Below are 21,083 nucleotides of genomic sequence, written 5' to 3'. Positions count from 1 at the left end.
AAATTTTAAGCGCGTTCAAGGGGTACACAGAATAGTTTTGAATTAGTATCTTTAACAGACTAACTAATTCAATGCTCGTGAAAATCAAACTACTACTTCTATGTGCCATTTTATTGGCCATTGCTCCCTCACATGCCCAAAGGCGAAAAAACAAATCCGAAACCTCTACAAGAATCGTCAATGACTCCCTATTTCCAGGGATAAAATGGCGAAACATCGGTCCCTTTCGTGGAGGGCGAAGCGTCACTTCCACCGGAGTTGTGGGTCAGCTCCATACCTATTACATGGGGACCACCGGAGGTGGCATCTGGAAAACCACGGATGACGGACTCAATTGGAACAATATTTCAGATGGACAGCTGAAAACCGGAACGGTTGGGGATATCGCTGTATCAGAAAGCAACCCTAATTTGGTGTTGGTCGGTATGGGAGAACACCCTGCCCGTGGCGTTATGACCAGTATGGGAGATGGCGTTTACAAATCTACCGATGCTGGAAAAACATGGAAACACATTGGGTTGGATGAAACTCGTCATATTTCGGATGTTATCATAGACCCCACCAACCCCAATATTTTATTTGTTGCTGCCCAAGGTGCCCAATACGGTCCATCGGAACAACGCGGTATTTATCGGTCCACCAACGGTGGAGAAACATGGGAGCAAGTACTTTTTGTGGATGAAAACACTGGAGCTTCCTCCCTTTCCATGGATATGAACAACCCTTTGATTCTTTATGCGGCTATGTGGCAACACCGAAGATATCCTTGGACCATGGAATCCGGTGGTGCTTCCTCCGGTCTGTACAAATCCACCGATGGTGGTACAACGTGGAAAAAACTGGAGAAGGGGCTTCCCAAGGAATTCGGCAAATCGGGAATTTCTGTCTCAAGAGCCAATTCCGATGTGGTTTACGCTGTACTTGAAGCGGAAGGTGAAAAAGGCGGCGTCTACAAAAGTGTTGATGCTGGTAAAACTTGGCAACAAACGAGCAAAGACCGCATCAATATTGCACGTTCTTGGTATTACATGGAAATCTTTGCCGACACCCAAGACGAAAATATCGTTTACGTACTTAACGCCCCTGTGACCAAGTCCATAGATGGCGGTAAGACCTTCACCCCTGTTCCAACGCCGCACGGTGATAACCACGATTTGTGGATACATCCAGAAAACAACCAAGTAATGATCAACTCCAACGACGGTGGGTCCAACATTTCCAATAACGGTGGCAAAAGTTGGAGTACACAACAAAATCAGGCTACATCACAGTTTTATCGGGTAATCACGGATAATTTGGTGCCCTATAATGTGTACGGGGGTCAACAGGACAACTCAGCCATCGGCATTGCCAGTAGAACCAATGATGATGGCATCGACTGGAAAGATTGGTACGATGTTGCAGGTTGTGAAAGTGCTTATTTGGCCTTTGACCCAGACAATCCCGAAGTGGTGTATGGCGGTTGTTACCAAGGCATCATTGAAAAATGGGTGAGAGCTTCCCGTGAGCTAAAACCCATTAAGGAATACCCTGAGCTAGGCCTGAGCAAGGTGCCAAAAGAATTTAAATTCCGGTACAATTGGAACGCGCCCATCATCAGTTCGCCACATGACCACAATACCATTTACCACGCCGGAAATGTGGTCTTCAAAACTCAAGATGGTGGTATTAGCTGGGAGGTGGTCAGTCCAGATTTAACCCGAAATGATAAAAGCAAACAAGGCCCTGGAGGTGGTCCCTACACCAATGAAGCCGCAGGAGGCGAAAACTACAATACGCTCATGTATTTGGTGGAATCTCCACATGAAAGGGGTGTGCTCTATGCAGGTTCAGATGACGGATTGGTGCATATCACCAAAGATGGTGGCGAAAATTGGGAAAATATTACGCCGCCCAATCTTCAAGAAAGTATTATCAATAGTATTGAGGTTTCCCCACATGACCCTGCCACAGCCTATATGGTGGCTATGCGGTACAAGTTCATGGATTTGACCCCTTATGTTTTCAAAACTTCGGATTATGGCCAAACGTGGACCAAAATCACTAATGGTATTGAAGGAAAACACACTTTTCCAAGAGTTGTTCGGGAGGACAAAAAACAAAAAGGATTGCTTTATGCCGGTACAGAAACTGGATTGTATGTTTCCTTAAATGATGGACAATTATGGCAACCTCTACAGTTGAATCTTCCCATTGTCCCCATTAATGATTTGGTCATTTACGACAATGATCTTGTGGCGGCCACTGCGGGACGCTCTTTTTGGATTTTGGATGATTTGGGTGCCATTCAGAGTAGCCTTACACAAGAGCGAACTTTCAGTATCGTTACCCCAAAAGACACCTACCGAATTTTTGGAGGTAGTTCCGATAAACCTGTTCCGGGATTGGGTCAAAACCCAAAATCTGGAGTTACGTTTGACTATTATTTACCTAAAAAATTGGATTCCACAGAACTGAAACTGGAAGTACTTTCAGGAGGAAAAGTCATTAAAACCATTACCAATCAAAAGCCAGAAGACTTCAAGACTTGGCCTGGCGGACCTCCAAAACCTGATGTTTTGCCTTCCAAAAAAGGATACAACCGATTTACGTGGGACTTTACAAAAGATGCCATCCCTTCGGTAGACCAAGTGTTTGTGTATGGAGATTATGCAGGTTCTCGAGTGGCTCCAGGCACATACACACTTCGCCTTTCTATGGAGGGTGAAACTGTGGAGACCAATGCCGTTGTTTTGGCAAATCCCAGCATAGAAGCAAGTCCTGCCGACTACGCAGAGCAGCAATCCGTATTGACAACGATTGAAGCAACCTTAAAGGGCATGCACCAGGCTGTAAACCAAATGCGCGGTGCCAAGACCCAGTTAAAACAGTATGAAAATTTGCTCAAAGACCGTGAAGACGCCAAGGAATTGCTGAAAAACGGCAAAAAATTACTGGAGCGCATCACTACGTGGGAAGAAAAGCTGATTCAGCCCCAGCAAAAGACCTTTCAGGACGTCATCAATTTCAAGAACCAGCTCAATGCGGAATTCATGCATTTAAAAGGGTTTGTGGATGTGGCGGACCCCAAGGTGACCGACGGTGCCAAAGAGCGGCTTAAAGACCTATTGGCCCAATGGAAAACCTATGAAGATGAAAAGAATGCCATAGTGGGCAGTGGTATGGAGGAGTACAACCAAATGTTCAAGTCCTTGGAAATTCCAGCTATAATATTAACCGATGAGTAATGGCTGAGTCCTTTTGGATAGACCAAGAATTTGTAAAACAGGATTACATACAGAACAAATTGCCCAAGGGCGATTATGAGAACTGTCATTTTGTGGATTGTACGTTTGGCAAAGGATTTCTTGACAATCAAAATTTTGTGGAATGTTCTTTTGAAGGATGTGATTTCACCAACACCAACATTGCCCATACCATCTTTAACAATGTCACTTTTGTGGAATGTAAGATGGTTGGGCTACAGTTTGAAACGAGCAATCCTTTGTTATCTACTTTCCATTTTAAAGGGTGCAATCTTTCGGTAGCCTCATTTTATGGAATGGACCTCCCCCAAACCCCTTTTGAGGATTGCAAATTGCATCAGGTTGATTTCACACAAACAAAATTAAAAGGGTGCTCCTTTTCAGGATCGGATTTAAAGGATGCTACTTTTGACGATACGGATTTGGAGCAAGCTGATTTCAGCTCAGCTGTGAATTTCAATATCGACCCGTCCGTCAATCACCTCAAAAAAAGCAAGTTCAGCAAAGATGGGTTGATCGGTTTGCTAAAAAAATATGATATTGTGGTCACCTAATCTTATATCATGGCCGAAAGACAATGTTTGGAATGTGGCGCAAAACTGCTGGGACGGGTGGACCAAAAATACTGCTCGGACCATTGCCGCAATGCTTACAACAACCGTCTCAATAAAGACAGCAAAAACCTGGTCCGGAACATCAACAACAAACTCAGAAAGAACTATCGCATTTTGGACAGTTTTCCTTTAAAAGATGGCAAAACCACCACCACAAAAATGCGGTTGATGGACAAAGGCTTCGATTTTGAGTACATCACCAACCTATACACCACCAAAAAAGGCAGCACTTACTATTTTGTATATGATCTTGGATATTTACCGCTGGACAATGATTATTATATGATTGTGAAACGGGAATAACAGAAAAAAACTACTTCCAATTATGGGAACAGAGTTTTAATGCTGCTATCACAATATCCTTGCGACTGATCTGCCCTACAAGGATATCGTTTTTCATTACAGGCAAACGCCTTCTGTTGTGCCTGTCAAAAACCCCTGCAGCATCAAAAATACTCATATCATGGGGAATGGTCTCCACGTTTTTGGTCATGAAACGCTCTACGCTTTTGTCCAAAATGGGTTGATTAAAGTACCTGCTCTCCGAAATCTGTTTCATACAGTCCGCTTCAGATACAATTCCAACCAAAAACCCATTGCCATCCAACACGGGCCCACCGGAAATATGGTACTTGGCAAAAGCTTCCATAACTTCCAAAATGGACTGTTCAGGAGTAAACGTAACCAACTTTTTGGTCATATAGTCCTCTACCAAAATAGGAGCATTGTATTTTTTCTTGGACTCCTCTTTGGAACGCACGCCTTGAAAACTTTTGATAGCCATAAGGTTAATATTTAGAGTTGAACAATAAATATAAACTTTTTTAGAGAATTGTCTAATTTTTAACGTTAAAATGTACGAACCTTTCATAAATTCATACATTTATATACCAACAAGACCAAATCATGAAATTCTCAAAAACCCTCGCTCTCCTACTCCTATTTTTTGCAGTGTATTGGAGTTACAAATCCTTGATGCCCTCCTATTCCCCAGATGAGGATACGGTTCAGGAGCACTTTTCCACGGATAGGGCGTTGTTCCATGTTAAAAATATCTCCATTGAACCCCACGCTGTAGGATTTTCAGGCCACGCCCGGGTTAGAGCTTACATCATTGCGGAACTCAAAAAAATGGGACTGGAAACCATTACTCAAGAAGGATATACGGCTGGCGATTGGGGCAATTTGAGCAAAGCCACCAATATCTTGGCCCGAATAAAAGGCTCAGATGATGGAAAAGCACTTTTATTGCTTTCACATTACGATAGTAACCCACACTCTTCCTACGGGGCAAGTGATGCCGGAAGTGGCGTAGCTACCATCTTAGAGGGCGTCAGAGCGTTTTTGGCTGAAAACAAGACCCCTAAAAATGATATCATCATCCTTATTACCGATGCAGAGGAATTGGGACTCAACGGTGCTGACCTTTTTGTGAACAACCATCCTTGGGCCAAAGATGTGGGGCTCGTCCTAAATTTTGAAGCTCGCGGTAGTGGAGGGCCCAGCTACATGCTCATTGAGACCAATCGTGGAAATGGGAAATTGATCAAAGAATTCACAGAGGCCAATCCAATATATCCAGTGGCCAATTCCTTGGCCTATAGTATTTACAAAATGCTGCCCAATGACACAGATTTGACCGTTTTTAGGGAGGATGGCGATATTGAGGGTTTCAATTTTGCTTTTATCGATGATCATTTCGATTATCATACCGCTTTGGACAATTATGAACGGTTGGACAGAACTTCCTTAGCACACCAAGGCAGTTATTTGATGCCCCTCTTGCACTATTTTTCAGATACAAATCTAGGCAATTTGAAAAGCTTGGATGACTACATATATTTTAACCTGCCATTTTTTAGGCTGGTTTCCTATCCATTTGATTGGATTTGGCCCATGTTCGGTATTGTGGTTTTGCTCTTTGTGTTGCTGCTTTTTGATGGATTTCGGAAGAAAAAACTCCAACTAAAGGATACTTTCAAAGGTTTTGTCCCCTTATTGCTCACACTGGCCATCAATGGTATTGTTGGCTATTTCTGTTGGAACATTATCACCTGGTGGTATCCTGGTTTTAAAGACATGCTACATGGGTTCACCTACAACGGACATACCTACATTGTGGTCTATGTGCTATTTTCCTTGGCTGTCTGTTTCTGGATGTACCATCAGTTCCGAAAAACCAGCACACCTAACCTGTTGGTCGCCCCAACTTTTGTTTGGCTGATCATCTCTGGGCTAGTGGCCTACTATTTGCCCGGTGCCAGCTTTTTCGTAATTCCTTTGTTTGGATTGTTGGCCGCTTTTATGGTCACCATCAACCAAGAAGAACCCAATCCTTTTTTGTTGGTGTTTTTGGCACTGCCTGCCATTTTTATGTATTCCCCGTTCATAAAAATGTTTCCCGTAGGGCTGGGATTGAAAATGATGATTGCCACCACTCTGTTCACAACCTTGTTGTTCTTTTTGGCACTGCCCTTTTTCAGCAAACTAAAGAATAAGAATACTCTTGCTTATTTGTCTTTGTTCCTGTTCTTTGCGTTCGGTATTTCGAGCCATATCAGCTCCGACTTTAATGAGGAACGACCCAAACCCAGTAGCTTGCTCTATGTGTACAATGCCGATGAAAACTCTGCCATTTGGGCAACCTATGATCATAGTCCGATTGGATGGAACAACCAATTTTTAGGGGACCAAAAAAGGGAACCTGGGCCTGATGAGTACAAAACCTTATCCAGTAAATATGCCACAAAGCTTACCTATATTGCCGAGGCTCCAAAAAAAGATATTACACTTCCTTGGATAGACACCGTAAAGGACACCATTATTGGTGAAAATCGTATTCTTGAGGTCTGTGTCACCCCAAAACGGAATGTCAATCGCTTGGATGTATATACCAATTCGGTCCCTCTGAACATCGCTAAAGTAAACCGCATTCCATTATCCGAGGACTTTTTACAAAAACGGAGGAACAGATTGGTCACCCATTACATCACAAATAATGAATATACCGAACTGGAACTAAGTTTCCCAAAAGATTCAGTATTGGAATTGTCTTTTTACGAAGCATCCAATGACCTCCTCTCCCATAAAGATTTTAGCATTCCCAAAAGACCAAAAACCAGTATCCCCATGCCTTTTGTTCTAAATGATGCTATATTGACCATAAAAACCATAAAGTTTGAGTGAAAAAATTGGTGTATTGGGTTGTGGGTGGCTGGGGATGCCCTTGGCAAAACGAATTGTTCAGGATTCATACGAGGTCTTCGGAACCACCACCTCTGAAGACAAGCTGAAACAACTCCAAAAAGAAGGAATACGGCCTTTTCAAATAACATTGACACCCACTGCCATCCAAGGCGCTATTCAAGACTTTTTATCCCATATTGATGTATTGATCATCAACGTTCCACCTCGATTACGGGGTAAGAACACCGAAAGCTTTGTGGATAAAATGGTGTTGTTGCATTCCGAAATCAAAAAAAATGGGTTGACCAAGGTGATTTTTGTAAGCAGCACTTCAGTGTATGGTGATTTGGAAGGGGAAATCAACGAACTGACACCTCCAAAACCTACTACCGAATCTGGGAAACAGTTGATCGAGAGTGAACAACTTTTTTGGAATGACTCTGAACTCTCTTGCACCATCATCCGATTTGGCGGCCTCATTGGTCCTGATCGCCACCCTGTGACAATGTTGTCCAAAAAAACACATCTTACCAACGGCAACGACCCAGTCAATCTCATCCATCTGGAAGATTGTATCCACATGATTCTTACAATTTTGGAAAACCAATATTGGGGTGAAATCTTTAACGGTGTAAATCCGTTTCATCCCAACAAGAGCGATTATTACCTTTCCGAAGCAACAAAAAGGGGGCTTCCTACACCCAACTACGCCACCGATTTATCCAAAAGCAAGGCCAAAGTAATCATAAGTCAGAATTTTTTGGACAAAGGGTATGCATTCACCACCTCCATTATATCCTGATACTTATGGGATTATTAACAGGATGATATAAATAATTTTTTTAGTTTTGGCGCACTAAATTGAAGATGAATGAAAAAGACACTATTCGTATTGCTGATGCTTATCGGCTTTAGTGGAATTTCCCAGACCAAAAACGAACTTTTAGAGCACTACAAGGCCTATTACCAAGAAATGCGCATGCAAGGCGACGTTACAGGCGTTATTGGGGCATTGACACACTTGAATGTGCTTTCCCCTTCCAAAGAACGTCAAGACACCTTGGCCTTTGTTTATATGAACAACAGCCAACACATGCAGGCCTTGAACACTATAGGTATTGAGAAAAACGAAGCAGATTCCGATCTTGCCGTTCAGGTAAAGGCGGTTTCCTTGAAGGCCCTGAACCAACCTAAAAGGGCATTGGAGCACTTTGAGATTTTGTACAAAAGAGACCCTTCAGCGTACTTGGCCTATGAATTGGCCGATTTAAAAATCCAGACGGGTGACAATGCAGGAGCAATGTCCAATATTGAATATGGAATTGCCAATTCCCAAGATGACATGAAATATGCCTTTTATGAAAGGCAACAACCTTACGAAGTTGCCTTAAAAGCCGCTTTTTATCACTTGAAGGGATTGGTCACGTACAATATGGACAAGAATAATATTGATGGTGCCATTGCTTCCATAGATGAAGCATTAAAAATCGACCCTAATTTTAACTTGGCCAGTTTGAGCAAACAAGCTTTGCAATCCCGCAAGGAAAAACCTGAGGGAGAGGGTGGGGAAAAATAAGAATCACTGTTTCTTTTTCAACGCAAGGAGCAATTCATCATCGCTCTTTTCCTTGATTTGAATAAGTTCGCCCACATTTTCATTGGGCACTGCAATTGAAAGTACATAATGGGCAATTTTCCATTGCCCATTTTCTTTTTTGAGTACTCCTGACCCCCTGCAAATCTTCATCTGGGTATCCAGCAATTCATCAAACCATGCAAAATCTTTGGTTTTGTTGATGTAGATATTCCGTTGTACCGAAGTAAAACTCCAAGTTTTGCCCCCATCAAAATAAGGCTTGGAAAATGCCTTGAATTCGTTGTTCTGCCAATTCTCCGTCGCATCGGTTCCAATAAAAACGGCATCATTGGTCATCTTCCCAAAGTAGGCCTCAAAATCAGCATTGGCCGCGGCCAAATGCCAGCCATCCAAAACCATGCTTATTTTTTCCTTTTCAGTATCTTGAGCCATCGCCCCAAGAGCCCAAAAAAGTCCTAAAACAAGTAAAACCCTATTCTTCATCCAATATCAATTTTTTATCCAGTTGACTGTTTACAATCACGTTGAATTGTTTACGCATGGCATTGTACGCTTCAAGCATTTCAATGGTGGGTTCTGTGGTTTCCTGGTTTTCCAAAACACTGGCCTTGACCTTGTAGATATACGTCTTTAAAACCCTTTGCCTGCTCTTTACCTGAAAGACATCAAACAATTCAGGATAGGTGCCCTCTGCCAGTTGTTTTTCCTTTTCAATGAGATCATCAATGGCCAATATAAGGTCTTCATTGTTCGTGGCCTTGTAGAGCACGTCCATACTTGCGGCAAAATTCATGAACTCCTTCCACGTCTCCACTATTTTGGTGGCTTCGGGGTTTATGGCAAGCTTCGGGGGCATTTTTTGATACTGAAAACCAAGCTCCGTATTTTGGGTTTCCTGAGCATTATCCTTATTTTTTTTACACCCTAAAAGAATCAAAAAAATAACCAGTAAGCCTAACAATTTTCGCATAGGCGAATGTACAAATTTAATAAAGGGTATCTTTGCCCATAAACGCAATTAACTTCAATTTAAATGCAAAAACCCATTCTCATTATTGGCGCATGTGGCCAAATTGGAACTGAACTTACCATTGAACTACGGAACAAGTACGGCTCTGAAAAAGTGGTTGCCAGTGACATTAGAGAGGGAAGCGATGCTTTGATGGCCTCTGGCCCGTTTGAGTTGTTGGATGCCACCAATTATGCCGCCATAGAGGATGTGGTCATGCATTATGAGATTGATGAAGTGTATTTAATGGCCGCCATGCTCAGTGCCACTGCGGAAAAATTCCCCATGCGCGCCTGGAACCTGAACATGAATTCCTTGTTCAATGTATTGAATTTGGCCAAGGAAAGTAAAATCACCAAAATATTTTGGCCCTCCAGCATTGCTGTTTTTGGGCCGAACACACCCAAAGAAAACACCGCTCAAAGTACCATCATGGAACCCAGTACGGTTTATGGGATAAGCAAACAATCCGGGGAACGTTGGTGCGAATATTATTTTAAAAAATTTGGGGTGGATGTGCGAAGCGTGCGTTATCCCGGTTTGATCAGTTGGAAGACCATGCCCGGTGGCGGCACCACGGATTATGCCGTTGAGATTTATCACGAAGCGCTAAAAAAAGGAGCATATCAATCTTTTTTGGATAAAGACACCAAATTGCCCATGATGTATATGGACGATGCTATTCGCGCTACCATTCAACTTATGGAAAGTCCTGCCGAACAACTTACAGTTCGCTCTTCCTACAATTTGGGAAGTATGAGCTTCACTCCGGATGATGTAGCCAAAAGCATCAAAAAACATATTCCTGGTTTTAAAATCAGCTATGCCCCTGATTTTAGACAGAAAATAGCGGATTCTTGGCCTAGCAGCATTGACGATACACAAGCCAAAAACGATTGGGGCTGGAAACCTGAGTTTGATCTAGATCAAACCACATCGGAAATGCTTAGTAATTTGAAAAAAGAGGGGTAGGTTATTCCTCTTCCGAGTCTGAAAAGTCCTCATCATCGTCATCTGGGAGTTTGCCCAAATCCTCAGTATCAAGGTCATCATCGTCGTCATCATCGTCAAAATTGGCCATGGTGTGCTCCAACTTGGAGCTGATCTTTACCAGGTATTTGGTGTCGTCTGTAGAAACCTCAACAGCTTCAATCAACTCACCTCTTAGGTTTCTAAAGTTGATGACATCATTATCGCCATAGCCATCGGGATATTTATCCACCAGCAACTTTAGCACTTCGGGGGTCAATTTTTTATAATCGACAATTACACGTCTGAGGTTATTCATAGCAATGGGATTATCGTCTGATTAATCTAAAATTAGAATAAAAGTATTTGCTGCAAAAAAAAAATGAAAAAATTATTGCATTCCAATATCAGATTTGCCCCCAGTTTTTTTGAGCAACTTTATGTGGTGTATCTCCACACCCTTGTCAATGGGCTTGAGCATATCATACATAGTTAGGGCAACCACACTGGCCCCATGCATAGCCTCGACTTCCACCCCGGTCTTGTAAAACGTCTTAACGGTAATCAGGATTTTGATTTCCAGGCCCTGCATTTCGTATTCAATGCCGCAATATTCCACAGGCAGTGGATGACAATCGGGCAACAAATCCGAGGTCTTCTTTACTCCTAAAAAACCAGCTGCCTTGCTCATGGAAAGCACATCACCTTTGGGTACGGCTCCATTTTTAACGGCTTCGATGGTGGCCATATCACTGACCTTGACCACCGCTTGGGCTACTGCTGTTCTATGGGTGGATTGCTTTTGTGTAATATCTACCATAGGCTATGTATTGACTTTCCATTGATAGGAATCATCTTCAAAAAGTTCCTTGCCAAAAATCGGTACCGAAGCTTTGAATTCTTCCACCACAAATTCAATGGCTTCAAAAGCCACTCGTCTGTGAGGCGATGAAACAAACACAAAAAGGCAAATTTCCCCTGCCTTTACCCTTCCCAAGCTTTGATAGATATGCATACAGGTGATGTTGAACCTTGAAAAGGCATCTTCCCTGAGTTCGTGGCATTTTAGGTTGGCCATGCTTTCATAGGCGGTATACTCGATGGCTGAAACGGTTTTTCCTTCTATTTCATCGGCCCGTACTTGGCCCAGAAAGATATCATGCGCACCAATTTGCGTCTTGGATTGGTGTTTTGCAATGGAATTGGCTATAAAATCTGGAGAAATGGCCCCTTCCTTAAATACATTTTTGATTTTGGTCTCCATACAGCAAGTTTTGCACTAAGGTAAGGAAGAATGCGAAAAGTGAATTATCAAATGGTTGGACTTATTCTTTGTCGGTAACCTTTAAAACTTATATCCAATACCGAACTTGAGTCGATTGACATTGAACCCAATAGTTTCTTCAAACAAAGTGTTTTCAACAAACAACCTGATATATTGAAAATAAGTTTGAATAAACAAACTATTTGTAAGGTCGTAACTTGCGCCAAAGTTTATATTGAATCCGTTTACGGAATCTCTTGTGGTGGAAACACCCGAGGGAAACTCAACATTCGGAGTAAACTCATCTCTCCCGGTAGTAACATAAAAGGTTTGAGTAGTATAACCAAGCCCCAAAGCCAAACGAAATTTATTGGCCGCACTTAAGGTATGTTCTATAAAAACATTTAAATGATGGGTATAATAAGTTCTCTTTTCTGAGTCTGGCGAATAATATGTGTAGAGCGACCCTTGCATCAAATCCATGGAATAGGACCCTCCAAGACTGACTGATTCATTGTTCAAGAAGCGGTATTTTAATCTAGCATTCGCAATTCCATCCAGTGCTGAATTTCCGTCACTGAGTTCCAAAGGATAGTTGATGTCCAAGCTAAACTTTTTTTGGGCCGATACTTGAACGCTGATAGCTATCAGTAGAATTGGTAAAATTCCTTTCATTTTATATTAGTTAAGTTTTAATCGTGTGGCAAGTTGACTGTAATTTCTTTGTGCAATGAATTTATGGGAGTAAACCCCAACCACAAAATCCAATCGACTAAAGGTTAAATTTGATGGAGTTAATGTAAAACAAGTGATAACCTATAAACCTTTGTTCGGTTTTTGACAGTCATTTAAAGCTTAAAATAAGTTGGGAAGGCCATCCTTTAACATTTTAATTTCAAATTATGCTGATAATGCGCATAATTACTCATGATTTCATTCTAGCAAAAAAAATATTTTTAACATGTTGTGCGTTATTGGATTATATACTTTTGACTAATTTTTATTTGGCATATTTTAATGAGGAATATCCTACTTACCATTCTCGTTTTCGCCTTTTGCTTGTCCAGTCAAGGGCAACAAACCCTGCCATTGACCCTTGCAAACGAAAAAATTAAGCCACTGACAAAATTGGTGGATACTTCCCTCCAAGCCAATCTTGAGGAAGAGATTCTTAGCAATCAAATCTGGTCTGATTTAATTTCCCAAAAGAAAATGGCCATTGGCATTGTGGATTTGAGCAATCCTGAAAAAGTCAAGTTTGCGCGAATCAATGGCAACCATATGATGTACGCTGCCAGTCTCCCAAAAATTGCCATTCTACTTTCTGCGATGGATGCCATTGAAAAGGGCGAACTTATAGAAACTTCTGAAGTAAAAAAAGATATGCGGCTGATGATCAGTAAATCGGACAATGCCGCTTCAACCCGTATGATTGACCGAATTGGCTACGCCAAAATTGAATCGGTGATGACAGACCCCAAATATGCTTTTTATGATGAGGGCAATGGTGGGGGCTTATGGGTAGGAAAACGTTATGGTGGTGGAGGCGATACCAATAGGGAACCGTTGAAACAGCTCAGTCATGCTGCTTCGGTTACCCAGGTGTGCCGCTTTTATTACTTGCTCGCCAATGGAAAGCTTGTCAATGAAAAAAGATCCAAGCAGATGTTGAACATCATGGAAAATCCGGAGCTTCATCACAAATTTGTGAATACACTGGAAAAAATAGCACCAACCGCACGCCTTTTTCGGAAATCTGGGTCTTGGAAAACCTACCACTCCGACTCCATTTTGGTTTGGGGAAGAGATTCAAATCGTAGATACATTTTAGTGGCCCTTATTGATGATCCCGATGGGGAGCAAATCATCCGAAATCTGGTAAAACCAGTGGAAAAAGTTTTGAAAAAAACCGAAATTTAGACATTGGATAGCATCTCGGACCAATGATCTACAGATTAGCAAACAATTTTTTTGACATTAGAAAAGGGGAATACAAAATTTCCCTTTTTATGTTTTGTTACATCTTTCTGGTAATCTCGGTGCTGTTGATCATAAAGCCGACCATCAATGCACTTTTTCTTTCTGAACTAGGTGCCGAAAAACTTTCCGTGGCCTATGTGCTGGTGGCGGTCACCGCTGTCTTAAGCTCTCTGTTCTACACACGAGTTCTGACCAAGTTTGGGCTGAATCATATTATAAAAACCACATTGACAACCTCAATTGCGGTCCTATTGGTTTTGGGAGGTCTCTTGAAATTGGGGCTGATGAATATTTATTTGCTCTTCTTTTTCTACATCTGGGTGGCAATTTACGCCGTATTGTCTGCCTCCCAATTTTGGGTCTTGGCCAATTTGGTTTTCAATGTCAGGGATGCAAAACGACTTTTCGGTTTTATAGGTTCAGGAGCTATTCTAGGTGGAATTTTTGGAGGTTACCTCACCTCCATTTTTGCACCACTTCTTGGAAATGAGGCCATGATTTTTATTGCCGCTCTCTTGTTATTTGGCTGTTTTCCGTTACTCAGGTTTATTTGGAAGCTTCGGGTGAACAAATTGGATGAGTTTAAACAGAAAAAACGAATTGCATTGACGGATGGCCACCCCTATAAATTGATCAAAAAATCCCGTCACCTTACCTATATGGCCTTGACCGTGGCCGTTGGGGTCTTGGTGGCCAAATTGGTGGATTACCTCTTCAGTGATTTTGCTGCCAAATCCATTGAAGATCCAGAGGAACTTACCTCATTTCTCGCTTTTTGGTTCTCCACCTTCAATTTATTGTCGCTTGCGGTGCAGCTTTTCCTCACCCATCGCATAGTGGGTATCTGGGGGGTTGGTTTTTCCTTGATTTTATTGCCTTTGGGCATTCTTTTTGGCGCTGTTTTTTTCTTGATACTGCCCGAACTTTCTGCAATTGTGGCCATCAAGGCCATGGATGGGGTGCTGAAACAATCCATCAATAAAAGCGCTTCGGAATTACTGGCTCTCCCATTGCCCTTCGAGCTGAAAAACCGGACAAAATCCTTTATCGATGTGGTGGTGGACAGCATTGCCACCGGTGTTGCAGGCTTACTGCTCATCTTCTTTGTCAATGGACTTGATCTTGGGACCACGAGCATCACCCTATTGATTATTGGTTCGGTTCTAGTTTGGATATTTTTTGTAGGGGTTTTGCGCAAAGAATACTACGCCACCTTCAAAAAAAATTTGGAAAATGCTGCGGCCAAAACAGCCATTGCTTCATCCGCAAAGGTGAAGAAAGTATCCGTGGTCGAGGGAATGAAGAACGTTTTTTCAGGTGGAAGCGAAGAGCAGCTCCTTTTTATGCTGAACAAATTGATGGAAATCAATGACAGGAGGTTTTCTGATGATGTTCTGAGATTATTGCAACATCCCTCCCTAAAGGTAAAAGCTGCAGCCATGCGTAACCTCTATTTTCTGAACAGTGCCACCATGGTCGTAAACATTAATGAGCTTTTGGGGTATGAAGATGAAGAATTGACCTTGGCCACTTTTGAGTATTTGTTGCTTCACGCGGACCAACATGGGGAATATGTTTTTGACCAGTTTCTGGACGCGGATAGCCCACTGATTCGGGATACGGCCCTTTATTGTTTGGCACGGGAAAGTGCCGGAAACATGGCCTTAAAATCCAGGCATGGTTTGGCCGAAAGACTGGAAAAGCGGTTGGCGCAAAAAGAGATTCCCATAAATTCACTTGTGTTGAAAACCATAGGTGCCGCAGGATATCCACAGCACTATCCCGTGATCATGGAGAACCTTGGCAGTAAAGATGGCAGTCTAAAAGAAGCTGCCATCATCGCCGCCGGTATCAGCATGCGGCCCATGTTCATCAACAACTTATTGCACTTACTTCCCCATAAACCAATGCGCCCTTTGGTAATTGAGGCGCTGAACAACTATGGCCCTGGAATTCTGCCCATTTTGGTGTCACATGTAAAAAATCGGACTATAAATCTTGAAATTTGCCGTTTTGTACCCTTAGTGATAAAGTCCTTTATGTCCAAAGAAGCTGTCCACTCCCTGTTTCAGCTTTTTGATGATGTTGACCTTAGTATTCGATTGGAAGTGGTCCGGGCCCTTAGCGATATCCGAAAAGAACGACCTACTTTACGGTTCAATCGGTTTAAAATAGTGTCTAAGATTTTTGAGGAGTGCAAATTGTACCACCAAACGCTTTCGGCCATGCATACCCAGATTATTATCTCCTACCGAAACCGGAAAAAATCGGGAGCAAACATTGACGCTGAGGAAAGGGATGCCCGCTCGTCCTTATTGGAGTTATTGGAACGAAGACTGGATTCAGGCTTGGAGCGGATATTTAAACTCTTGGGATTAAAATATGTGCAGGAAGATGTGCAAAATGCCTATTTGGGGCTTTTGAGCCCAAAGGAAGAATCGCGTAACAAAGCCATTGAGTTTTTGGACAACCTGCTTACGGGCAACCTCAAACAAAAGTTACTACCGATTATTGAGGAAGCCACCATGGATTTTTCTTCGGAAGAAGCCATCCAAAAAATCAAACATAGCATCCCGAGCGAGATGGAGTGTTTTGAGCAATTGCTAAATGTACCCGATATAAACCTAAAACTGGCCGTAATATACCTTATCGGAAAACAAAAAGACAGTCGCTTTAAACCCCTCTTGGAACGGTTTACAACCGATGAAAACCAAAAAATCAAAGATTTTGCCCTTAAAGCATTCGAAGAAATCAGCCCTTCCTAACGATTTTGTCGATGGCTGAGGCCAAATACATATGGTCCGAAGCTGAATTTTTCCGTAGCACATTGGTCATCAGTACCACCATATACCTGCAATTATCAGGATGCTCTACAATGATTACGGAGTTCATAAAGTTTTGCACATTGCCCATATACTTTCCGCATTCCTCCCCTTTGCTGCGGTCACATTTATATAGGCTCCCCGATTTAAAATAAACGGCTGCCTCTTTCAATGCAGGGGATTGCGCGTAACGAATCCGCCGATCAGTCATGTACATCAAGCGTTTCATCTCCAGACTACTCGCCTCATCGATTACTTTGCCCTGCTCCAACTGCACCAAAAACTTCATGAGTCCGTAAGGCGTGCCAATGCTACCTCCCTTGTCTCCCACGTAGGTGTTGGCCCCATTCGTGAAAAAACTGCCCAACCTCCATTCATCAGCAGTGATTCCCAAATCACGAAGTGGAAGATTGACCACATCATTGGCCAAATCGGTCAACTCCTTTTTTGGGGTTTCCTTGAAATAGGCTGTGGCCTCCTCTTCGGTCAGTTCAGGATATTTCACCCCGAACGCAGTCATCAAAAGCGCCTCCCGCCAAACGACACTGGCCGCTCCGTTGTTGCTCACCGAAAGCATGTGGTCCGCCCATTCATACAAACTGAATACATCACTGGCAATCACCTGGCGTTTGACCAAAGTGTTCTTCTCCACATTGAAAATAGGAATGGTATGCTCATCAGTCAAGCCCCACACCCCAGCTCTTACCACTTTGTTTTTCAGCAATTGAGTGCGAAGCTCAAAGGAATCGGGGTAAATTTTGGCCAATTGTTCAAAAAGTGCCACAAGCACGGCTAATTTACCCACACTACCCGGCTGATACCCCAAGGTCTTGTTCCGTTCGGCATACCGGACGCTATCGGGATCCGAAATATCCAAAATGGTCAGGGAATAACTTTTGTCCAAACCTCGAAACAGTGTTCCAATTTCCTTTTGAAAGGATTCATCCACCGTAAAAAAGCTTCCCACGCTATCGTCTTTTCTAGTGAGTAAGTTCAATTGGATATCCTCCCACGATTTTTTGGCACCTTCGGGAAGTGGAGAAGAGGTTTCCTTCAACTCCCCATTCTTGATCATTTCCAGCCGTTTGAGTCGCTTTATTCCGGTGCGTTCATACCCATCGATGGGGTATTCCACAAATTCAGTGAATCCTAATCCCATCAAACCTAAAATTCCTAAAGCAAGTATCTTTCTCATCTACAATTTTTTAGATAGTGAAATACGTCTGGCAAGGTCAATCTTTGGGGTGATGGATTCCAAATACGTGGAACCCAATGCCCTTTTATTCTCCACAAATGGCCTAATCTGGAACAACCACAGCTTATTGTCCCTAAAGCCCAACTCCACATCGTAAGCCCCTTGGTAATCCGAATCGGTTTCTTTGGGAACCCGCTCTCGAATGGTATGGGCCAAATCCCGAATTTCATTGATGTTCCGTTCGTTAAGCACACGGTCTTGAAAAGTGGCCTTCTTCTTCTCCGTGCCTCCCGTTTTGGGCAGACTGTTGTAGAAACGTTCACGGGCAGGTGCCAACAAGGTATAGCCTCCTTCATCTTTAATGAGGTATTGTTCCGCAGCCTGACCATCAACCGCGCCACCGGCACCTCGGCTAAATGCCACGGTAAGGTCGTTCTCCGTTCCCGAACTGATTCCCTTGGTAATCAAAACGCCAGAATAGTCCACATCCACACTCGGAATCACCAAAATGGACGGAAACACATTCTCCGGGTTCAATAAATATTTTTGACGCCATTTAAAACTTCGTTCGGTATACGGAGAGGCCCAAACGTCTTTGATGCCTTCCAAGATTTTGGTTTTATCCACCGAATTGAAAATGGTAAGGTTCAATCCTGCACCCGTGAAATCCTTTAGATCCTCCATGTTAGTATCACTGCGAAGGAAAACGGGAACATTTCCCAGTTCGGAACCCAAAACTTCTTTGAAACCTTCTTCCAATTGCGTTATAAAAGTGTCTTGCAAGGGCATTTTTTTAATGGCTTCCCGTAAGGTTTCCAATTGGCGTAATTGATAGTTTTCCACCTCTTTTTCGGATATGCCCGAAGCCAACATGCGATTGGCCTCTTGGAACATTTTAGTCAAAAACTGCCAGTACGAACCCTCTTGACCAGGCATGTTTTGGTCCATGTGTGTCCTGAAAATTCCGAAGGGGATCACCAAACCTTCCACCACATTCTCCGGGAACATTTTTTTGAGCTGACCCAAATTTGCAGCTTTGGGACCACACAATTTCCCGGAATCATCCGCGACCACGGTTCGCATATCCAAAACCTTGTTTTCATCCAACCGTATCTGCGCAATTGGCACCTCAATGCGTTCTTCTTTACGTTCCTTTTTGGCGAAAAGCGTCAATTCCTCCGAAGTCATTTGGTTTTCGGGTTTAAGGATGATGTTTCCCTTTTTGGAAACCGCATAAAACACCCTTGTGCCATCGTACTTTTGAAGGTCTTGTAGATTTTGGTCAGATAATGCTGCATTGGGAATTCCCAAGTTTCGGGCCAACAGCTGCACATGGGAAACCATATTTCCTTCGGCTACAGTAGCAATACCGGCAACGGGTTTTAAATCGGATGGAGGACGTTGAAACACATAGATTTTGTCCGATGAAACTTCTATGTCATCCGAACTGCCGCCCACAACCACTAATTCTCCAAACGCATATCCAGGGTTTAATCCTCGTATCGTACTTTGGTTCTGTAAGTCCATCACTTTGTTCGTCAATTGGGATTCTGTGGAAATGAGATTCCCCAGCTCCCCCACACTTTGCCCCAAATGTAGTGCCACCGACCCACGAATCTTATCATCTACAAAACCAGCAGTGAGCGGTTCAAAAGCAACATATTCCTTTACGATACCATCGTAATTGGCCTTGACCATGGCGGCACTCCACTCCACCGCAGACCTTGCCCGGTTTAATATTTCGGTTAATTCACCCAGTGACCGCTCCTGAGCTTCATAATTGGTAAGATCACTTGACAGTTGGTCCCATTCCCATTGCTCCAAGTAGCCCGAACCGGTAACGGCCATGCCTAAGTAACAGATTTTATGCAGGAGTTCCTTCAAGGTTTCAGCTTGATAGTCGGGCGAACTTTTGAATACAATTTCTTCCAATTTCAGGGAAACATCCAGCAACTGGAGCCTTGCCATAGGTCTTTTCTCCTCCAAAATACCGGCACGGATATCGAACAAGAGCTGCGAAGCTTGTTCCAATAATAATTTTGGACTGCCCATTAATGCTGAATTGGAAGCAAAACTTTCAATTTTTTTCCCTAAATCAGTTCCTTTAGTCAAGGGAGCCATTTTGGGAAGCGCAGAAATGTCCACAGGCTTATGAAATTCCTTCATGGTGGCCACCAACTCATCCAATTTTTTGGAAATATCCGCAGTCAACTTAGTGCTGTTCGCTTGCTTGAACCGCACCACTTTTTGAACATCGCTTTCTTCCGGTTGGCTGTGGATCTTCACTCGTAAATCCATAAAAGGCAGGTACAGATCAGATATCACTTTGGATTCGCTCCGCATCTGTTGGGCCACATTGTCATCCCCATTGTGGGGAATATCCTTAAGGGATTGACGCACCAGAAAATACTCATTCTTCAAAACCTCATTTTTCGCCAAGAGCCATTTGTAAAATTCGATGCCCCATGCTTCCTCGTCTTCCGCTTGGATGGCTCCCCGGTAAAATTGCCCTTTTTGATTGATCCAACCGTTGTCTACGCTCTTCAGGTATTTGTCAAGTTGGTACTGTTTCAGTCGGGAGTGATCATTTTCGGCATCCCAAAAGGGTTCTTGATCAGTATATGCCAAAATCTGGCCCAGATATATGTGATTGGATTTCCCCAAAGCCACGACCTCCTCTTTATAACGGGCATGCTGAACCCCGGGGCCAATCTCATCGGGACAGGGGTCCTTGGGAGCGCGAATACTTCCATCGGCACAGAACCAACGGATATCCCTATAGGGGCCTCGAATGTCATTTTTATATTTCTGGATTAGTGCGGCAATGTCATTTGTCTCGACTTTTTGAGCCTGAATTGGATATGGCAGCGCCAAAACAAAGCATAAAACAATCTTGCAAAAACGTTCCATAGCAATCACGTTTTAGGATGGGTTCTTCACAACAAAGGGAAAATCCTTTGTAGTAAATATATTCAAATAACATCAGAAATTGTTATTTGTTCATCAGTCTTGATGAAGGTGTTCTCCAAGTGAAGTATAGTAGCTCCTGCAAGAACCGAACTTTTTTCTCCGAGCCTCAGTTTTACTGGGACTACCACTTTTTGATTTCAAAATGTTGACGATTTGTGAACTTTTATTATTGATTTGACTTTGGTCACATCAAAAATACCTCCAGTCACAGGCGGCCATGGGCCACCAAATA

The 21,083-nt window shown here is 42.9% G+C and carries 18 protein-coding genes; 9 read left to right on the top strand and 9 right to left on the bottom strand.

The window, feature by feature from the left end; translation table 11 throughout:
• Positions 1–77 precede the first annotated feature (77 nt).
• Genes FG28_RS08260 through FG28_RS08250 form a run of 3 tightly spaced genes read left to right on the top strand, consistent with a single transcriptional unit; the run spans position 78 to position 4,162 of the window.
• A complete protein-coding gene (locus tag FG28_RS08260) occupies positions 78–3,227 on the top strand; it encodes a glycosyl hydrolase (protein ID WP_036386330.1) in 3,150 nt (1,049 codons plus the stop codon).
• Positions 3,227–3,799 (top strand): pentapeptide repeat-containing protein, encoded by a 573-nt coding sequence (locus FG28_RS08255; protein WP_036381803.1) that lies wholly within the window; start codon positions 3,227–3,229, stop codon positions 3,797–3,799. The genes FG28_RS08260 and FG28_RS08255 overlap by 1 nt, the downstream gene beginning before the upstream one ends.
• A gap of 9 nt (positions 3,800–3,808) precedes the next feature.
• The gene (locus FG28_RS08250; protein WP_036381800.1) at positions 3,809–4,162 is read left to right on the top strand and encodes a hypothetical protein; all 354 of its coding nucleotides are present in this window, start codon (positions 3,809–3,811) and stop codon (positions 4,160–4,162) included.
• 10 nt (positions 4,163–4,172) lie between these two features.
• Here FG28_RS08250 and FG28_RS08245 read toward each other — a convergent pair whose 3' ends face one another.
• Positions 4,173–4,643, bottom strand: coding sequence for a CBS domain-containing protein (locus FG28_RS08245; RefSeq protein WP_036386328.1), 471 nt, complete (start codon positions 4,641–4,643; stop codon positions 4,173–4,175).
• 122 nt (positions 4,644–4,765) lie between these two features.
• On the opposite strand from FG28_RS08245, the gene FG28_RS08240 reads away from it, so the two are divergent.
• The 3 genes from FG28_RS08240 (at position 4,766) to FG28_RS08230 (ending at position 8,621) form a co-directional block, all read left to right on the top strand.
• Complete coding sequence (locus FG28_RS08240) at positions 4,766–7,045, top strand: M28 family peptidase (protein ID WP_036381797.1); 2,280 nt, start codon at positions 4,766–4,768, stop codon at positions 7,043–7,045.
• Positions 7,038–7,847 carry an SDR family oxidoreductase gene (locus tag FG28_RS08235; RefSeq protein WP_036381794.1) on the top strand — a complete coding sequence of 270 codons (810 nt, stop codon included), beginning with the start codon at positions 7,038–7,040 and terminating at the stop codon, positions 7,845–7,847. The genes FG28_RS08240 and FG28_RS08235 overlap by 8 nt, the downstream gene beginning before the upstream one ends.
• Before the next feature lie 69 nt (positions 7,848–7,916).
• Positions 7,917–8,621: a hypothetical protein gene (locus FG28_RS08230; protein ID WP_036381791.1), complete on the top strand. Its 705-nt coding sequence runs from the start codon at positions 7,917–7,919 to the stop codon at positions 8,619–8,621.
• Between the two features lie 3 nt (positions 8,622–8,624).
• Here the strand turns inward: FG28_RS08230 and FG28_RS08225 are convergent, their stop codons facing one another.
• The gene (locus FG28_RS08225) at positions 8,625–9,125 is read right to left on the bottom strand and encodes a nuclear transport factor 2 family protein (protein WP_036381787.1); all 501 of its coding nucleotides are present in this window, start codon (positions 9,123–9,125) and stop codon (positions 8,625–8,627) included.
• On the bottom strand, positions 9,115–9,498 hold the full coding sequence (locus FG28_RS08220; protein WP_156102236.1) for a hypothetical protein: 384 nt from the start codon (positions 9,496–9,498) through the stop codon (positions 9,115–9,117). The genes FG28_RS08225 and FG28_RS08220 overlap by 11 nt, the downstream gene beginning before the upstream one ends.
• 177 nt (positions 9,499–9,675) lie before the next feature.
• Between FG28_RS08220 and FG28_RS08215 the strand changes: the two genes are divergently transcribed.
• Complete coding sequence (locus tag FG28_RS08215; RefSeq protein WP_036381782.1) at positions 9,676–10,623, top strand: NAD-dependent epimerase/dehydratase family protein; 948 nt, start codon at positions 9,676–9,678, stop codon at positions 10,621–10,623.
• 1 nt (position 10,624) lies between these two features.
• Here the strand turns inward: FG28_RS08215 and FG28_RS08210 are convergent, their stop codons facing one another.
• From FG28_RS08210 to FG28_RS08195, 4 genes are all read right to left on the bottom strand, one after another.
• Entirely contained in the window at positions 10,625–10,939 is a 315-nt protein-coding gene (locus FG28_RS08210) for a hypothetical protein (RefSeq protein WP_036381778.1), read from the bottom strand.
• A gap of 72 nt (positions 10,940–11,011) precedes the next feature.
• The gene (gene moaC, locus FG28_RS08205) at positions 11,012–11,440 is read right to left on the bottom strand and encodes a cyclic pyranopterin monophosphate synthase MoaC (protein ID WP_036381776.1); all 429 of its coding nucleotides are present in this window, start codon (positions 11,438–11,440) and stop codon (positions 11,012–11,014) included.
• A gap of 3 nt (positions 11,441–11,443) precedes the next feature.
• Positions 11,444–11,884 carry a molybdenum cofactor biosynthesis protein MoaE gene (locus FG28_RS08200; RefSeq protein ID WP_197062565.1) on the bottom strand — a complete coding sequence of 147 codons (441 nt, stop codon included), beginning with the start codon at positions 11,882–11,884 and terminating at the stop codon, positions 11,444–11,446.
• Positions 11,885–11,965: 81 nt separating this feature from the next.
• Entirely contained in the window at positions 11,966–12,559 is a 594-nt protein-coding gene (locus tag FG28_RS08195) for an outer membrane beta-barrel protein (RefSeq protein ID WP_036381773.1), read from the bottom strand.
• A gap of 342 nt (positions 12,560–12,901) precedes the next feature.
• Here FG28_RS08195 and FG28_RS08190 point away from each other — a divergent pair, with 342 nt between their 5' ends.
• Together FG28_RS08190 and FG28_RS08185 are read left to right on the top strand one after the other, a co-directional pair.
• The gene (locus tag FG28_RS08190; RefSeq protein ID WP_036381770.1) at positions 12,902–13,804 is read left to right on the top strand and encodes a serine hydrolase; all 903 of its coding nucleotides are present in this window, start codon (positions 12,902–12,904) and stop codon (positions 13,802–13,804) included.
• An 89-nt stretch (positions 13,805–13,893) separates the two neighbouring features.
• Positions 13,894–16,629, top strand: a complete 2,736-nt coding sequence (locus tag FG28_RS08185; RefSeq protein WP_156102235.1) for a hypothetical protein — start codon at positions 13,894–13,896, stop codon at positions 16,627–16,629.
• Here FG28_RS08185 and FG28_RS08180 read toward each other — a convergent pair.
• Both FG28_RS08180 and FG28_RS08175 read right to left on the bottom strand, forming a co-directional pair.
• The gene (locus FG28_RS08180; protein WP_036381768.1) at positions 16,616–17,881 is read right to left on the bottom strand and encodes a serine hydrolase; all 1,266 of its coding nucleotides are present in this window, start codon (positions 17,879–17,881) and stop codon (positions 16,616–16,618) included. The two genes, FG28_RS08185 and FG28_RS08180, sit on opposite strands and share 14 nt — an antisense overlap.
• The gene (locus FG28_RS08175; protein WP_036381765.1) at positions 17,882–20,791 is read right to left on the bottom strand and encodes a PEP/pyruvate-binding domain-containing protein; all 2,910 of its coding nucleotides are present in this window, start codon (positions 20,789–20,791) and stop codon (positions 17,882–17,884) included. It abuts the gene before it with no gap.
• Positions 20,792–21,083 lie beyond the last annotated feature (292 nt).

The sequence above is a fragment of the Muricauda sp. MAR_2010_75 genome (assembly GCF_000745185.1).
In the GTDB taxonomy this organism is placed as follows: domain Bacteria; phylum Bacteroidota; class Bacteroidia; order Flavobacteriales; family Flavobacteriaceae; genus Flagellimonas.
The sequence above is the reverse complement of the archived record's forward strand: the minus strand, read 5'-3'. Positions and strand labels throughout refer to the sequence as shown.

Excerpts from the sequence above, each read along its gene's own strand:
- FG28_RS08185 (WP_156102235.1), top strand. The coding sequence starts at position 13,894 with ATGTTTTGTTACATCTTTCTGGTAATCTCGGTGCTGTTGATCATAAAG.
- FG28_RS08245 (WP_036386328.1), bottom strand. The coding sequence starts at position 4,643 with ATGGCTATCAAAAGTTTTCAAGGCGTGCGTTCCAAAGAGGAGTCCAAG.
- FG28_RS08255 (WP_036381803.1), top strand. The coding sequence starts at position 3,227 with ATGGCTGAGTCCTTTTGGATAGACCAAGAATTTGTAAAACAGGATTAC.
- FG28_RS08220 (WP_156102236.1), bottom strand. The coding sequence starts at position 9,498 with ATGCCCCCGAAGCTTGCCATAAACCCCGAAGCCACCAAAATAGTGGAG.
- FG28_RS08225 (WP_036381787.1), bottom strand. The coding sequence starts at position 9,125 with ATGAAGAATAGGGTTTTACTTGTTTTAGGACTTTTTTGGGCTCTTGGG.
- FG28_RS08210 (WP_036381778.1), bottom strand. The coding sequence starts at position 10,939 with ATGAATAACCTCAGACGTGTAATTGTCGATTATAAAAAATTGACCCCC.
- FG28_RS08230 (WP_036381791.1), top strand. The coding sequence starts at position 7,917 with ATGAAAAAGACACTATTCGTATTGCTGATGCTTATCGGCTTTAGTGGA.
- FG28_RS08175 (WP_036381765.1), bottom strand. The coding sequence starts at position 20,791 with ATGGAACGTTTTTGCAAGATTGTTTTATGCTTTGTTTTGGCGCTGCCA.
- FG28_RS08190 (WP_036381770.1), top strand. The coding sequence starts at position 12,902 with ATGAGGAATATCCTACTTACCATTCTCGTTTTCGCCTTTTGCTTGTCC.
- FG28_RS08215 (WP_036381782.1), top strand. The coding sequence starts at position 9,676 with ATGCAAAAACCCATTCTCATTATTGGCGCATGTGGCCAAATTGGAACT.
- moaC (WP_036381776.1), bottom strand. The coding sequence starts at position 11,440 with ATGGTAGATATTACACAAAAGCAATCCACCCATAGAACAGCAGTAGCC.
- FG28_RS08250 (WP_036381800.1), top strand. The coding sequence starts at position 3,809 with ATGGCCGAAAGACAATGTTTGGAATGTGGCGCAAAACTGCTGGGACGG.
- FG28_RS08195 (WP_036381773.1), bottom strand. The coding sequence starts at position 12,559 with ATGAAAGGAATTTTACCAATTCTACTGATAGCTATCAGCGTTCAAGTA.
- FG28_RS08180 (WP_036381768.1), bottom strand. The coding sequence starts at position 17,881 with ATGAGAAAGATACTTGCTTTAGGAATTTTAGGTTTGATGGGATTAGGA.
- FG28_RS08200 (WP_197062565.1), bottom strand. The coding sequence starts at position 11,884 with ATGGAGACCAAAATCAAAAATGTATTTAAGGAAGGGGCCATTTCTCCA.
- FG28_RS08240 (WP_036381797.1), top strand. The coding sequence starts at position 4,766 with ATGAAATTCTCAAAAACCCTCGCTCTCCTACTCCTATTTTTTGCAGTG.